This is a genomic window from Paenarthrobacter sp. TE3676, from assembly GCF_056279165.1.
Genome location: NZ_JBWBQU010000003.1, coordinates 140,060 through 154,761 on the forward strand (window position 1 = coordinate 140,060; position 14,702 = coordinate 154,761).

At 60.9% G+C, this 14,702-nt stretch carries 12 protein-coding genes; 6 read left to right on the forward strand and 6 right to left on the reverse strand.

Annotation, left to right across the window (positions count from 1 at the left end):
- The first annotated feature begins 16 nt into the window (after positions 1–16).
- Together ACZ881_RS08235 and ACZ881_RS08240 are read left to right on the forward strand one after the other, a co-directional pair.
- Positions 17–613 carry a GNAT family N-acetyltransferase gene (locus ACZ881_RS08235; protein ID WP_476114097.1) on the forward strand — a complete coding sequence of 199 codons (597 nt, stop codon included), beginning with the start codon at positions 17–19 and terminating at the stop codon, positions 611–613.
- Positions 614–779: 166 nt separating this feature from the next.
- Complete coding sequence (locus tag ACZ881_RS08240) at positions 780–1,685, forward strand: SGNH/GDSL hydrolase family protein (protein WP_476114099.1); 906 nt, start codon at positions 780–782, stop codon at positions 1,683–1,685.
- Positions 1,686–1,773: 88 nt separating this feature from the next.
- On the opposite strand, the gene ACZ881_RS08245 is transcribed toward ACZ881_RS08240, so the two are convergent.
- The 6 genes from ACZ881_RS08245 to ACZ881_RS08270 all read right to left on the reverse strand — a co-directional run bounded on the left by ACZ881_RS08245 (position 1,774) and on the right by ACZ881_RS08270 (position 7,933).
- Complete coding sequence (locus ACZ881_RS08245) at positions 1,774–2,907, reverse strand: Gfo/Idh/MocA family protein (protein ID WP_476114101.1); 1,134 nt, start codon at positions 2,905–2,907, stop codon at positions 1,774–1,776.
- Positions 2,904–3,677 (reverse strand): ThuA domain-containing protein, encoded by a 774-nt coding sequence (locus tag ACZ881_RS08250; RefSeq protein WP_476114103.1) that lies wholly within the window; start codon positions 3,675–3,677, stop codon positions 2,904–2,906. Before ACZ881_RS08250 ends, ACZ881_RS08245 begins: the two co-directional genes overlap by 4 nt.
- 29 nt (positions 3,678–3,706) lie before the next feature.
- Positions 3,707–4,564 (reverse strand): carbohydrate ABC transporter permease, encoded by an 858-nt coding sequence (locus ACZ881_RS08255; RefSeq protein ID WP_091470542.1) that lies wholly within the window; start codon positions 4,562–4,564, stop codon positions 3,707–3,709.
- A gap of 7 nt (positions 4,565–4,571) precedes the next feature.
- The gene (locus ACZ881_RS08260; protein WP_429330421.1) at positions 4,572–5,561 is read right to left on the reverse strand and encodes a carbohydrate ABC transporter permease; all 990 of its coding nucleotides are present in this window, start codon (positions 5,559–5,561) and stop codon (positions 4,572–4,574) included.
- A 10-nt stretch (positions 5,562–5,571) separates the two neighbouring features.
- Complete coding sequence (locus ACZ881_RS08265) at positions 5,572–6,807, reverse strand: sugar ABC transporter substrate-binding protein (RefSeq protein ID WP_476114108.1); 1,236 nt, start codon at positions 6,805–6,807, stop codon at positions 5,572–5,574.
- Positions 6,808–6,907: 100 nt separating this feature from the next.
- Positions 6,908–7,933: a LacI family DNA-binding transcriptional regulator gene (locus tag ACZ881_RS08270; RefSeq protein ID WP_476114111.1), complete on the reverse strand. Its 1,026-nt coding sequence runs from the start codon at positions 7,931–7,933 to the stop codon at positions 6,908–6,910.
- Between the two features lie 143 nt (positions 7,934–8,076).
- On the opposite strand from ACZ881_RS08270, the gene ACZ881_RS08275 reads away from it, so the two are divergent.
- From ACZ881_RS08275 to ACZ881_RS08290, 4 genes are all read left to right on the forward strand, one after another.
- Positions 8,077–8,811, forward strand: a complete 735-nt coding sequence (locus ACZ881_RS08275) for a tyrosine-protein phosphatase (protein WP_476114113.1) — start codon at positions 8,077–8,079, stop codon at positions 8,809–8,811.
- Positions 8,812–8,837: 26 nt separating this feature from the next.
- On the forward strand, positions 8,838–9,821 hold the full coding sequence (locus tag ACZ881_RS08280; RefSeq protein WP_178995088.1) for a glycosyltransferase family 2 protein: 984 nt from the start codon (positions 8,838–8,840) through the stop codon (positions 9,819–9,821).
- A gap of 145 nt (positions 9,822–9,966) precedes the next feature.
- Positions 9,967–12,156, forward strand: coding sequence for an S-layer homology domain-containing protein (locus tag ACZ881_RS08285; RefSeq protein WP_476114116.1), 2,190 nt, complete (start codon positions 9,967–9,969; stop codon positions 12,154–12,156).
- Positions 12,157–12,706: 550 nt separating this feature from the next.
- On the forward strand, positions 12,707–14,521 hold the full coding sequence (locus tag ACZ881_RS08290) for an S-layer homology domain-containing protein (protein ID WP_476115022.1): 1,815 nt from the start codon (positions 12,707–12,709) through the stop codon (positions 14,519–14,521).
- The last annotated feature ends 181 nt before the right edge of the window (positions 14,522–14,702 follow it).

Here is a 14,702-nt window from a genome sequence, read left to right on the forward strand (position 1 = left end):
CGGTTAGGCTAACCGGGTGACTTCTATCGAACCCATCACCCTGACCGGAAAATTCGTGACGCTGGAACCGTTGAGCCGGGAGCACCATGACGGCCTGGTAGATGCAGCCCGAGACGGCGATCTCTGGAAGCTTTGGTACACCTCCGTCCCGACGCCGGAGGGCATGGCCGCGGAAATAGATCGCCGCCTGGACCTACAGGCAAAAGGGTCCATGGTGCCGTTTGCCACGCGCTCCAAGGCGACGCGCAAGCTGATCGGTATGACAACGTACATGAACATCGACGCCGAGACGCCTCGCTTGGAGATCGGATCCACGTGGAACGCCGCGTCGGCGCACGGCACGGGGACCAACCCCGATTCGAAGTTGCTGCTCCTGCGGCACGCTTTCGAAACGCTGGGCTGCCCGGCCGTGGAGTTCCGCACACACTGGATGAACCAGCAGTCCCGTGAGGCAATTGCCCGGCTCGGCGCCAAACAGGATGGCGTCCTTCGAAGCCACTCCCGCAGCAAGGACGGCGCCGTCCGCGACACCGTGGTGTTCTCCATCCTCGATCACGAATGGCCCGCGGTCCGGAACGGGCTGGAGTTCCGGCTGACGAAGTACGGCGCTTAGCTGTTCTTATCAAAAGTAGGGTAGCCAGACGTCTGTACCGCGTTGCCTGCCAGGCGTAACCTTGCCAACACATTGCCCCGTACGCGGCCGACGGGTGGGCGAGCCGCGAAGTGACCCCTTAGATGGATCACCGGAGCCCCAAAGAGCAGCATGAAGGGGAAGCATCATGGCAACTCATCGAGCACGACGCCGGAACTTGGCTTTTGCAGGCGGACTCGCCGCCCTGGCACTCACGTTAGGATTCACGGCCAGTCCGGCGACCGCCGCACCGCCGCCACCTGTCACGTATGTGGCGCTCGGTGATTCGTACACGGCGGGTACTGGTGCCGGGGCTTTGAGTAGGCCGCCCGTTGCTTGCTGGCAAAGCCCTGGTGGCTACGTCGACCTTGTGGATGCCTCACCCAAAGTCACACTGGTGGCTAACTTGGCATGTCACGGAGCCGTGTTGTTCCCTGTGCCACCCTTCTATGATGGCGTGACCCCAACTGTCACCGCACAGATCCTCGCGGGCCACCAGGCCTTGGCGGGCGCTGACCTGGTCAGCATCACGGCTGGCGCCGTGGATGCCGGAAGCGGGCTTGCGTTGCAGGCGTGCGCTACTCCGAACACCCAGCTTTGTGCGGACACAGTGACCGCGATCATTCAAAACCTGCAGTCTGGAACTCTCCAAACCGCCCTGGCGACCACATACCAAGCCATCCAGTCGAGTGCACCGGATGCTGTCATCGCCGTTTTGGGTTACCCACGCCTGTTTGATCCGTCCCAGGGCGACATTGTGATCAATGGGATCACGATTGTTCCCGTCCAGAACCAAATACTCGTCAACCAAGCTATTGATGCCCTCAACGCAACCATCGCAGCAGCGGTCGAAAGCAGCGGGACAAACGCTGTGTTTATTGACGTGACCAAGCGCTTCCTGGGGCACGCAGTCAACTCAGACAATCCCTGGATCGTATTGGATCTTACCCAGCCGCTTCTGGATGCGAACTTCCATCCGAACGACGCCGGACACCAGGCCTACGCCTCAGCCCTGCTGACATCCATCAAACCCGCGCAACTCGCTAGGCGTTAGACCACTCAATCGTTGCTGACCCGCTGTTCCGTTGTTGGCCAACAACGGAGCAGCGGGTCAACAACGTTCATTCACGTCCACAGCAAGGTCACAGCCGGATTCCTTCCTCCGCAAGCGCACTCCGAACCGATGTCCAGGACTTCATCACCTCCAGCACAGCGGGATCGCGTTCGGCCAGGATGGCTTGTCGGTACGAGTCCTCAAGCAGGGAATCCACGGAAACGCGGGCGCCGGTGGAAGCGCTGAGGATCGCGGCCTCCACCATGGCCAAGCTCATGATGTTCTGGTGAACCCGTCCCATCGGTGTGCTTCCCGTGCGCACAGCGGCCACGAAGTCCCGCAAGGACCCGGCAATCTCCTGGCCGGGATCTTCAGAACTGGCAGCATCGCCGGAAACGGGAACAGAGGAGACCGGTTCATTGTCGCCGTCCCACAGGACGGTGCCATACTCACCGCTGATCCGCCATGAGGCGTTCCATGAGGTCTCCTGGCCAGGGCTGCACCAGCTGCCGGTGAACACAAAGCGCTCGCCGCCGGTCATCTCGAAGATGGCGGTGGAACCTGCATCTCCGCGATACCAGCTCCAGGAGGGGTTGTACTCCTCGCAGAATACGGAGACGGGATCGGCGTCGAGCAGGAAGCGGGCCATGTCGAACTGGTGGACGGCCATATCCAGCAGGAGCGGGTGATCCATGGCGTCGCGGAAACCGCCGAAGTGGGGGGCCTTGAAGAACTCGGCTGACACGATTCCAACGGATCCCAGGGCGGAGGACAGGCGCTTGGCCGAAAACAGCTGCCGGTTGTATCTCCGGGACTGGCTGACCATGAACAGCTGGCCGTGAAGCTCTGCGGCGGCGGCCAGCGAGAGTCCTTGCGCCACAGTGGAAGCCACTGGTTTCTCACCGAGGACCGGCAAGCCCGCGGCCAGTGCTTCGGTGGTCACCGGATGATGCGCGGCAGGGACGGTGACGTTGATGACCGCCTGAGCGCCGACGTCGGACGCCAACTGAGCGGTACCCGCACCAATGGGGAGGTCGGGGCGCCCCAAGGACGCTGCCGCCTCAGAGGCAGCCGTAAGGTCAAGATCAACGATGCCCGCCAGCTCAACCAACGGCGACTCTTCCACGGTCCGGAGCCATGCGCGTCCCATGCCTCCCGCACCGACTACGACGACGCGGAGGGGAGTTCCGTCGTCGGGAATGGTAGCGAAGGGCGTGCTCACGCGTTGGCTCCCTGGTAGCTCTTGCCGTTGAAGAAGTCATTGGTCTCGTAGCGAAGCAGCTCCGGAACAGCGCGTTCGGGGCGGTCGGTAACGGCCCACTCCACGGCGTTGGCGATCACGCGACGGACGTCCTTGTGGTGGTAGACGGGGTAATCCTGGTCGCCGGGGCTGAAGAAGAAGATCTTGCCGTGACCGCGCCGGAACGTGCAGCCCGAACGGAAGACTTCGCCGCCGCTGAACGAGCTGATGAACACCAGTTCCTCGGGCGTGGGGATGTCGAAGAACTCGCCGTACATTTCCTGCTGCGGGATCTCGATGGGGTGGGGAACGCCCTTGGCGATGGGGTGCGTGGGGTCCACGGTCCACACAAGTTCGCGGTCCTGCTCGGAACGCCAACGCAGCGTGCACGAGGTTCCCATGAGCTTGGTGAAGATCTTGGACCAGTGCCCCGAGTGCAGCACGATCAGGCCCATTCCGGCCAAGACGTGCCGGTGGACGCGTTCCACGATCTCGTCCTCAACATCTGCATGGGACATGTGCCCCCACCACGTAAGCACGTCGGTGTTGGCGAGGACTTCCTCGGTGAGGCCGTGTTCCGGTTCGTCCAGGGTTGCGGTTCGGACCTCGACGGCGGTACCCAGGTTCTCCTCGATGCCCGCCTTGACGGCGCCGTGCATACCGTCCGGGTAGAGGCGGGCTACCAGTTCGTCGCGCTTCTCGTGGCGATTCTCGGACCATACGATGACGCGGATGGGCTTGCTTTCAGTCATGATTTCTCCTCTGAAGGTGTGGGAGCGGTCTACTTGACCGCACCGCCGGTGGTGCCGGCGGCGATGTATTTTTGGGCCGCGACCAGCAGGACGATGGCCGGGATGGAGGCGAGTACCGCCGTCGCCATGACGGAACTCCAGTCGTTCACGTAGGCGCCGATGTACTGGAAGATGCCCAGGGTGACGGGTCGTACGGCCTCGGTTGTGGTCAGGGTCAGCGCGAACAGGAAGTCGCTCCACGCGAACAGGAACGTGAAGAGTCCCGCGGTGATCAGGGAGTTCCGGCTCAGCGGAAGCACGATCGACCAGAACGCCCGGAGGTGTCCCGCCCCGTCAACCCGTGCGGCCTCGATCACCGAGGCCGGCATGCCGTTCATGAAGGCCCGGATGATCAGGATGGCGAACGGGATGCCGTGCGCCGAATCAGCCAGGATCAGTCCGGGGATGGAGTTGAGCAGACCGAGATCGTTGTAAGCGGTGTACAGGGCATTGGCCACCACAATTCCCGGGATCATCTGGCTGATGAGGATTGCGAACAGGACCACTCCTGCGCCGCGGACCTTGAAGTAGGCCAAGGCATAGGCGGCCGGGGCTGCAATGGCAAGGCTCAGCGCTACGCTGCCCAGCGAAATGATGAGGCTGGTTCCCAGGTTGCCTGCTTGCTCGTTGATGGCTGTGGCGTAACCCGTGAAGTCCGGCTTCACGGGGAACCACGAGGTTTCCAAGGTGGTGCCGTTGGGTTGCAGGGAGGCGTTAACCATCCAGTAGACCGGGAACAGCATGATGGCCAGGAAGAAGATGGCAAGTGCCGTGTAGCCCCAGTTCTTGCGTCCCGTTGGTTTTGGGACGGTACGCCGGAGTGTGGGGGCTTTCAGTACGGTTGTCATGCTGTCCTCACTCGTCCACTGCGCGTCGGCTGGCCCGCAAGTACAGGACTGCGAAGACCAGGGAGATGATCACCAGCACGTTGCCCAGGGCCGCACCTTCACCGAACTTGAATTCGTGGAAGGAGAGGTTGTAGGACTGCGTCGCGATGGTCTGGGTGGAATTGGCGGGCCCTCCGTTGGTGAGGCCCAGGATGATGTCCAGCACCTTGAGCGTGTAGACGACGCCGAGCACCAGGACCACGCTCACCACTGGCCGCAGCATGGGCCAGGTGATGTGCCGGAAGGCTTTCCAACCGGTGGCACCGTCCAGTGATCCGGCCTCGTACAGTTCGTCCGGGATTTCCTGCAGGCCGCCGTAGAGGATGGTCAGGTTGAACGGGATGCCGATCCAAATGTTCACGCCCACCACGGCAATGAGGGCCAGCGAGGTGCTGGTGAGCCACGGAATACCGGTATCGATGATGCCGAGGTCACCCAGGAAACGGTTCAGCGCGCCACTGTCCTTATCCAGGATCCAGCGCCACACAGCGCTCGAGACGATCAGGGGAAGGAGCCAGGGAAGCAGGAGCAGGGACCGGAGGATTCCGTTGAGCGGGAACTTGCGCTGGAAGAAGATGGCCAGCGCCAGCCCGATCACGAACTGGCCGATAATGGAGCCGATGGTGAACAGGACGGTGTTCAGCAGCGAGGTTGAGAACAACGACGACGACAATACAGTCACGTAGTTGGTGAACCCTACCCAGGGGGCTTCTCCGGTGAAGAACGTGGAGGTGGTGTATTCCTGAAAACTCATGACCACGTTCTTGACTACCGGATAGCCGAAGAACAACGTCATGTAGACCACTGCGGGGACCAGGAAGAGCCACTGGAAGATGCGCTCGCGGCGTTGTCGGCTGCGGCGCCTGGGTGCCGGCTTTTCGATTCCTGAGCCGCGGGTTTTCACGGCTGTGCCGGCGGCCTGCCCTTCTGAATGAGGTAAATCGGTAGCAAGTGACATGGCAGGCTGCCTACTGACCTTGGGCTTGCTTGAGGGCGTCGGCCGGAGAGGCGTTGCCCGTCAGTGAGGTCTGGATGGCTGTGTAGATCTTGGTGGCCTGTGCCGGCCATTCCTCGCCGAGCTGGCCGGTGCGTGCGCGGGCTGTTTTGATCAGCTCGGTGAACGTGGCGAGCTTGGGGTTGTCACTGGCGAACTTGTCCGAGAGCGTGGTCTTGGAGGGAATGGTGTTGCGGGCAGTAGCCATGGCGAGCTGGTTCTCGTCGCTGTTCAAGCAGGCAACCATCTCTGCTGCCTTGGCTTGCCGGGCCTTGTTCCCGGTCTGCGGGACAGTCCATACCTCGCCGCCGAGCGGAGCCACGGACGTCTGTCCGGTTTCACGCACAGGAATCTTCACTACGCCGTACTGAAGCGTGGGCTGCTTGTCCAACGCCGGGATCTGCCACGGTCCGTTGACCATCATGGCGGCCTTGCCTGCCAGGAACTGGTCTTTGACATCAGCCTGGGTCCAGTTGAGGGCAGAGGAGGAGACTGAACCGCTCTTGACCAGGTCGGTCCACAGCTGCAGTGCCTGCTCGGTCTCCTTGGTGTCGATCTTCTTCTCATCGCCACCGTTGGACCACATGACAGGAAGGAACTGCCATGTGCCCTCGTAGGTGGGGTTGGCGTTGAATGCCAGTCCGTACTGGTCACCAGCTGTGAGCTTTGCGGAGGCTGCCTTGAGCTCATCCCACGTTGTGGGCGGAGTGACGCCGGCCTTGGCCAGGATGTCCTTGTTGTAGAACAGGGCGATGGTGTTCACAGTGGGTGCCAAGCCGTACACCTTGTCCTTGTACGTGCCGGCGCTCAGCACGCCTTCAGCGAAGTTTTCCGTGCTGACTTTGAAATCGGCAAGGGGAGCCAGGGCGCCGGTGGCCGCGATTTGCTGGAGATCCGGGTTGTCCAACATGAGGACGTCAGGGAGGGTCTTGGAGGAGGATTGCTGGAGAACTTTGGAAATGAGTGATTTCCCGGGGACGGTTTCCCGCTTGACTGTAACGCCCAGCTGGGTGCCGCACTTGGTTAGGGCATCGCCGATGAACGACTTGTCCGGCTCGTTGTTGTAGTAGTCCATCACGGAGAGTTCCCTGACGGCCTCGGAGGACGAAGCGGCGGTGGAGGTGCCGCAGCCGGAGATGACCAGCGGCAGGCCGACCAGGGCGGCCACTGCCAGTGCGAGCGGACGGGATGTCCTTTGTGCTGACTTCATTGTCTGTTCCTTCTTCTGGGGATCGATTTATCGATGCGTATCGACGATGCGTATCGATGAGTTCGGAAAGGGATGCGGATCGGGGGCTACAGAGAGGGACTTAGCTGCCGTGGGGTGGGCGGAGCGTGCTTGAACGGTGCGTAATGACCGTAGGTACCAGTTCCAGGGATTCGTGTGGTCCGTGGTTCTCGGCTTCGAGGAGGTCGCAAATGATCTTTACCGCGCGGCGGGAAACTTCTGCCGGACGGAGGTCAATGGTGGAAAGCGGAATGGGCTGGAGTTCAGCCAGGGTGGGGGAGGCGCTGCCAATAACGGAGACATCCACCCCCGGAGTCAGGCCGCGGTTGTTCAACACCCGACGGAGTACGTCCTGGACAGTCCCGTCCGGTGCAATATACGCCGGAACTCCGGTGGTGGTTTCGGCAAGAGCCTTGTCAACAGAGGTGGCGATGACATCGCGGTCGGTGCCGCCCGGCAGGTGCAGCACGCGGACGCCGGCATCTTGGGCCGCCTTGTCGGTGCCGGACATGAAGCGTTCTACGTAATTTACGTGGCGCTCCACCACCTCCGGTTGCCAACCGATCACGGAAATAACGCTATGTCCGGCCGCTGCCAGATCTTGGACGCATTGTTCCCCGGCCATTTCAAAGTCCGCATCGATGCAGACCAAGCCGGAGGGGTCGTGCGGGATTCCGATCAGCACCACAGGTACGTTAAGGCTGCGAACCACGGGGAGGCGTTCGTCATCCCCTTCAACCTGCATGAGGATCAGGCCATCGCAAATCTGCTGGCCCACCACGCGCTTCAGTCCAGGTGCGCCTTCGTCCTCGGTGACCAGGAGAATGTCGTGGTCATAGAGTCTGGCGGTGTTGGCGATGACGGATACGAACTCCATGATCGAGGCCATGTGCAGTTCGGGTATGAAGGGGATCACCAGGCCGATGACCCGGGTCTTGCGGCTGGCAAGGGCGCGAGCGCCGGCATTGGGTTGATACGTCAACTGCTGAATAGCGTCTTCAACCTTTTTGCGGGTCTTCTCGGAGATCGGCCGCTTGCCACTTAGTACGTAGGAGACCGTGCTTTGAGCTACTCCGGCGGCTTGGGCAACGTCCTTGCTGGTGGGCATGCCCTGACCTCCTTGTGCTCTCTGCTGAACAGTTCCCGTGGCTTGTCGATACGTATCGTCGATGCGCATCGAGAATGAGTATGACATGGGTCACTCAGGCTCCGCAAGACCTCATTCCCAAACTTTGTGCTTAGCTGGCTCCTATGGATGGGACGACTTCAGCTCACCAGGGCGTCCACTGGGACGGCGCCGTCAACGCGTGGCCGATCGCCGGGGACGTGTACCGGATGGGGCGCCGCGAATGGGTCACGGAAGCCGGGTGGCAGCAGATGTACGACGACGGCGTCCGCACCGTGATCGATCTCCGCGCCTCGCGCGAGCGGCGGCAACGCGACACCGATCCAGAGGTGCCGGACGACGTGAAGGCGCGTATCGACGTCGTGCATTGCCCAACGGAAGATCCGGACCATCGGGACTTCAGCGAGCTTTTCGGCCCCTACCTGAAGGACCCTGCGCAGTACGGTGATTATCTTGAGCTGTTCGCTGACAAGATCGCAGCGGTCTTCAAAGCCATTGCGGCGTCGCCCGGCAAGGTGGTGGTTCACTGCTCGGCGGGAAGGGACCGTAGCGGCGTGATCGCTTTGATCCTGCAGCGATTGGCCGGGGTTGGTGATGAGGAAATCGTGCACGGATACGAACTCGCAGCGCGGGGGATCAACGAACGGCACCGCACCCACGGGGCGCCGCATGCCCACGATCCCTACCTGTCCGAGACCGCACTGGAGGCCATGTTGACCGAGCGGCGGGCGAGTCTGACGGCATTCCTTGCGTCGCTGGATGCGGCCGGGTTCCTGACAGATAACGGCGTTTCCGGTCCGGAGTTGACCGCCGTCCGGGCAAAACTCGGAGTAGCCAGCGCTGCTAAGATGCAGAGTTGACTAATCTCTGACATGGATGGATCCGCATGACTTCCGGCGCCCGCGTCACCATCGTGACCCGAACCAAGAACCGACCCATCTTCCTGGCACGTGCTTTGGATGACATCTTCGCCCAGACTTTCCAGGACTTCGAGCTGGTGATAGTCAACGACGGCGGTAACCCGGCCGACGTCGAACACCTCACCTCCCAGCGGTCGGAAGCGGAACGCTCCCGCATCACCACCATTCACCATGCTGAGTCAGCCGGCATGGAGGGGGCATCGAACGCTGGCCTCAAGGCCGGTTCCGGCGAGTTCGTGGTGATTCATGACGACGACGACTTCTGGGCCCCCGAGTTCCTAGCCCGCACAGTGGCCTACCTTGACGATCCCGCGCACGCTGCTGAAAGCGGTGTGATGGTGCGTACCGAGATCGTCATCGAGGAGCTTGTGGAGGACAAGATCGAGCCCATCCGCCGCGAAATCTTCTGGGCCGACATGCGGCAGATAACGCTGGCAGACATGCTCAAGATCAACCGCGCGGTGCCTATATCTTTCCTGTACCGACGCAATCTTCACGATCATGTTGGCTACTACAACGAGAACCTGCCGGTGGTGGGCGACTGGGAATTCCACCTTCGCGTCCTGAGCCACTCGCGTGTTGGCTTCCTCGACGGCGAACCTCTCGCCTTCTGGTCGCAGCGGCCGGAATCCGCAGGGCACCACAGCAACAGCATCTTCGCGAAGGTTGCTGAGCATGCACAGTACGACGCCCTGGTCCGCGACGATTACCTCCGCGACCAAGCCGCGCAGGGTGGGCTCGGCACCATGCTTTACCTGACGCGCGTCCTTTCTGAGCAAGAGGAACTCATCGTTGCCCAGCAGCGACGCCTGGACGAGTCCGCAGCCAAGCTCGACCACATCCTGGAACGCCTGGAGGCGCTGAACCAGACCGTGGTTGTGCGGACCAGCGTGGGGGAGTTCTTGAAGAAGCCCATGCTTTTGGTGCGGAAGTTGCTCAGGCGGGGCTAGGCGGTTCCCGCGCGGGAACGCCCAGGGCATGAATCTTCACTTCATATAAGAACAACGTATCGACGAACCCCAATGATGCACCCTAATATCGCGATCAGGCCGCAAGTTATGCGGCCTTTTCGTTCGCATCGAACATGGGGGTCAAATGAGGGGCAACTCACGCAGCCGTTTTCGGCTCGCTTTAACACTAGTGGCAGGAATTATCCTTGCCACGCTGCCGGCCGGAATCGCATCCCCGGCACTGGCGGCAGCCACAGCAAGTATTTCAGGGACCGTCACGGTGCCCGCTGGCGTGGACGTTACTAAGATTCGGGTGAGCAGCAGCGGACCAAGCTACAAATCCGTGTATGCCAACAGCAGTGGACAGTACAGCCTTACCGGGCTGGAGGCCGGCCAGTACAAGGTTGATTTCCGGGAGGACACGGAAGTGCCATCGGTGTACGGCACGTACTACGGCTCCGTCGACTACGACCTCGCGACACTTATTACCGTAGGTGAAGGTGCCGCCGTCGCAGGTATTAATCAGACGCTCAAGACTGGTGGCATCATCACCGGGAGCGTCACCGTTCCAGCTGGCGCGGATCCCACCAAGGTCTACGTCAACGCGTACAGCGACAACGGGGGCTCCGGCTACGGCGCTGTTAAGGCGGACGGGACATTCAAGGTCACCGCGCTGGCGACTGGCAATTACAAAGTGTCGTTCCGATACGTCAACTACACGGCATCGCCTGTGGTGGATGCCTACTATCCGGGCGGCGGGTTCGACACGGCAACGCTGGTAGCGGTGGCTGAGGGGAAGACCACGCCTGGAATAAATCAGGCGCTCAAACCTGCCGCCATCATTTCAGGAAAGATTTCGGTACCAGCCAACTCGCCCGCCTTCTCTGGGTACGTAATGGTCATGAAGGGTCCGGACTTTTCGCTCAACGCTTCGGCAGGGTCCGATTACATTGGCGACGTGGACTCCAGCGGCGAATATGCAATCGGGGGGCTTGAGCCTGGGACGTACAAAATCAACTTCAGGCCGTTCGGCGGCACCTGGGCGCAAATGTGGCACGGTGGCGTTGCCGGATTCAGCACCTCCCCGACCCTGACGGTCACCCAGGGGCAACAGCTCGGCGGACTCCAGGACACGGCTGTTGCAGGTGGTTCAATATCGGGTTCGGTGGCTGGCGGCACCAATCAATATGTCACTGCTGTAGCCGCGGATGGAACTGTGGTCGGAGGGGCATCCGCTTCAAATCCTGCCACTGGGTACACCGTCAATAACGTCTTCCCTGGAAGCTACAAAGTCCAGTTCAATCGCTCAAGTGGTGTGACTACTACCCAGGAAGCCCAGTATTACAAGGACCTCCCCGAGTCCAGTGGCGCCGGAGGTGCTACATCGGTGACAGTCTCGGCAGGGCAGAACGCTGCGAATATTGACGCCACCACACGTACCGGCGGTACGGCTTCGGGCAAGGTTGTGGGCGCTGACGGCGCCCCTCTTGAGAACGTCCCGGTCCGCGTATACACAAAGGACGGTTCCTTGGTCACCCGGGCTGCCCGAACAGCGGTAGACGGAACGTTCAAAGTGACTGGGCTCAGCGCCGGGAATTACTTAGTGGCAGCCAACATGCTCGGCGGGCCGCTGGGCCCGATCTTCTCCGGCAACACACGGGTGGAAGCCAACGCCACGACTGTTGCTGCTGCACTCGGCCAGAATACGGACCTTGGGACGCTGAGCTATGCCACGGCCTCTCAAGGGACACCGTCGTTCTCGGATGTTCCGGTGGGTGCGCAGTTCTCTGCTGAGATTTCGTGGCTTGCTGAGAAGGGGATTTCCACTGGCTGGACCGAGGCCAACGGGTCTACGACGTTCCGACCGTTGCAGCCGGTGAATCGTGATGCGATGGCGGCGTTCATGTATCGGTTGGCGGGTAAGCCTGCGTTTGCGGCTCCTGCGGTGTCGCCGTTTGCGGATGTGCCTGTTGGTGCCCAGTTCTACAAGGAGATCACTTGGCTTGCGGCGCAGGGGATTTCCACCGGGTGGGTTGAGGCTGATGGGTCCAAGACGTATCGGCCGTTGCAGCCGGTGAATCGTGATGCGATGGCGGCGTTCATGTATCGGTTGGCGGGTAAGCCTGCGTTTGCGGCTCCTGCGGTGTCGCCGTTTGCGGACGTGCCTTCCGGGGCGCAGTTCTACAAGGAGATCACCTGGCTTGCAGCTCAGGGGATCTCCACCGGGTGGACCGAGGCTGATGGGTCAAAAACGTATCGGCCGTTGCAGGCGGTGAACCGGGACGCGATGGCGGCGTTCATGTTCCGCTACAACACAAAGTTCGGCTCCATCTAGCCTACGAATCAACCGGAAAGGGTTGGTTCCATTTCGATGGAAGCCAACCCTTTCTGGCTAGGCGGGTTCAAATAACATCGGCGTTTAGAATAATTGGTTTTCTCCATTAGGATCGCGAGGGGCCGCCATTTGCGGCCCCTTCGTTCGCATGAAACATGGGGGACCCATGAGGGGTTATTCTCGCGGCCGTTTTCGGCTCGCTCTCACTCTATTAGCAGCACTCATCTTGGGTGCATTGCCTGCCGGGATCGCATCCCCGGCGTTTGCAGCAGCCACGGGAAGTATTTCAGGAACGGTCACCGTGCCTGCGGGCGTGGACGTAACCACAGTTGCCGTGCAGACTTCCGGAGGCCCGTCCTATGTCAGGGCCCAGGTGAATGCCAACGGCAGCTTCTTACTCACTGGGTTGCAAGCCGGACAGTACAAGGTTGGCTTCTCCCAGTATCCCGAGAACCAGCTCGCCTCCACATGGTATGGCAGCTATGCAGAAACCCAAGCGACTGTCGTTTCAGTCGCAGCTGGTGTGAGCGTCACTGGTATCAACCAAACGATGCAGCTGGCCGGTGCGATCTCCGGAAAAGTGATTGTTCCGTCCGGGGTTGACGCATCAAAGATTACTGTTTTCGCCGGCCCGGAAGTTGGGAGCTATCGAACAGCCAGCGCATCCGCAGATGGAACGTTTACGGTCAGCGGGCTAGAGCCGGGTAACCTTTGGGTGAGTTTCTCTTACTTCGAGTCGCCGTCGCCGGTGGTCAGTGGTTATTACTCAACCTCTCCGGATGGTTCAAAAACACTCGTCAGCGTTTCAGAGGGTGCCACCACTACGGGAATCAACCAGACCCTGAAGCCAGCAGCCGTCATTTCCGGAAAGATCTCCGTTCCGGCTGGCTCTGCAGCCTTTGCCGGTCAGGTCAATGCCATCAAGGGCCCCGATTACGCGAACAGCGGTTATGCGGGAACCGCCTTTCTCCAAAGCTCGAACACCGGAAATTACGTCATCGGTGGCCTCGCGCCGGGCACTTACAAGATTCAGTTCCAAGCCCAGAACGGGTGGGCGAACATGTGGCATGGCGGTGTCTCAGGAATCGACGCCTCGCCGTCGGTGACAGTGACTGAAGGGGAGCAGCTCGCTGGCATTCAGGACTCTGCCGTCGCGGCCGCCACTATCGCGGGTTCCATCGCGGGCGCACCTGCTCCGGGCCCCACGATGAGTGGTCCGGGCATGAGTATTACTGCCATTGCCCAAGACGGCACTGTTGCAGCGTCTACGGTCATGGAAACGTCGCAGACCACCTACGCGCTGAAGAACCTGTTGCCGGGTACGTACAAGGTTCAGTTCAACCGGACCAAGGGGTTCGTCTCCAATTACGAGGCGCAGTTGTATAAGAACCTCCCGGAGTCCGGGGGCGCGGCTAACGCGACTCCCGTGACTGTAGCCGCCGGCCAGACCGTTTCCAGCGTCAACGCAACCGTTCGCCAGGGCGGGACGCTGACCGGGAAGGTTCTGGGCTCTACTGGTACTCCCCTGAGCGGTGTGCGGGTCAACGTTTACACCAAGGACGAGTCTCTTGTTACCCGATTCTCCTACACCGCAGCGGACGGGACCTTCAAGGTCACCGGCCTGACCACGGGACTCTACTTTGTCTCAGCGGAACCTGCTGGTGAGTCCGGTCCGATCTTCTCCGGCAACGTTCTCGCAGAGGCCAACGCCCGGTCCGTTTCCTCTTTCGTAGGCCAGAATACGGATCTTGGCACGCTGAGCTACGCGACTGCGACGCAGGGTACCCGAGGCTTTGACGATGTTCCCCTAGGCGCCCAGTTCCAGAATGAAATCCTCTGGTTGGCCAACGAAGGAATCTCCACCGGTTGGGAAGCCAATGGGTCCAGGACTTACCAGCCCCTGACCCCGGTGAATCGTGACGCCATGGCTGCGTTCATGTACCGGTTGTCGGGTGAGCCTGAGTTCACGCCGCCTGCTGTTTCTCCCTTCGCTGACCTCCCCACGGACGCCAAGTTCTACAAGGAGATCACCTGGCTTGCTGACAAGGGCATCTCCACGGGTTGGGAAGAGGCTGACAAGACCAAGACCTACCGGCCCCTGCAGCCTGTAAACCGAGATGCCATGGCTGCTTTCATGTACCGCTTGGCTGAGCAGCCCGAGTTCACGGCGCCGGCAACTTCGCCGTTCGTTGATGTTCCTGTCGGCGCTCAGTTCTACAAGGAGATCACCTGGCTTGCAGCTCAGGGCATCTCCACGGGTTGGGCCGAATCAGCTGGCAAGTCCTTCAAGCCGCTGCTGCCCGTGAACCGAGATGCGATGGCAGCATTCATGTTCAGGTTTGACGCAAAGTTCGGCGCCATCTAACCGAGTCACCGGTCGCAAGCCTGTACAAGTAAGGGTCGGTCTCCCACCAGGGAGGCCGGCCCTTCGTTGTGTTCCAACCAAGCAGCAAAATTCCTGCTGTACTCCACCGGGCATTCATGTACCCTGTATATATTACCGAACGGCCGGTCAGTAATGTTGACTCCAGTCAGCAGGGACCGTG

Coding starts and splice junctions, on each gene's coding strand:
- ACZ881_RS08250 (WP_476114103.1), bottom strand. CDS start 3,677: ATGACTGAAAGCAAGCCCATCCGCGTCATCGTATGGTCCGAGAATCGC.
- ACZ881_RS08255 (WP_091470542.1), bottom strand. CDS start 4,564: ATGACAACCGTACTGAAAGCCCCCACACTCCGGCGTACCGTCCCAAAA.
- ACZ881_RS08285 (WP_476114116.1), top strand. CDS start 9,967: ATGAGGGGCAACTCACGCAGCCGTTTTCGGCTCGCTTTAACACTAGTG.
- ACZ881_RS08280 (WP_178995088.1), top strand. CDS start 8,838: ATGACTTCCGGCGCCCGCGTCACCATCGTGACCCGAACCAAGAACCGA.
- ACZ881_RS08260 (WP_429330421.1), bottom strand. CDS start 5,561: ATGTCACTTGCTACCGATTTACCTCATTCAGAAGGGCAGGCCGCCGGC.
- ACZ881_RS08265 (WP_476114108.1), bottom strand. CDS start 6,807: ATGAAGTCAGCACAAAGGACATCCCGTCCGCTCGCACTGGCAGTGGCC.
- ACZ881_RS08275 (WP_476114113.1), top strand. CDS start 8,077: ATGGATGGGACGACTTCAGCTCACCAGGGCGTCCACTGGGACGGCGCC.
- ACZ881_RS08290 (WP_476115022.1), top strand. CDS start 12,707: ATGCAGCTGGCCGGTGCGATCTCCGGAAAAGTGATTGTTCCGTCCGGG.
- ACZ881_RS08270 (WP_476114111.1), bottom strand. CDS start 7,933: ATGCCCACCAGCAAGGACGTTGCCCAAGCCGCCGGAGTAGCTCAAAGC.
- ACZ881_RS08240 (WP_476114099.1), top strand. CDS start 780: ATGGCAACTCATCGAGCACGACGCCGGAACTTGGCTTTTGCAGGCGGA.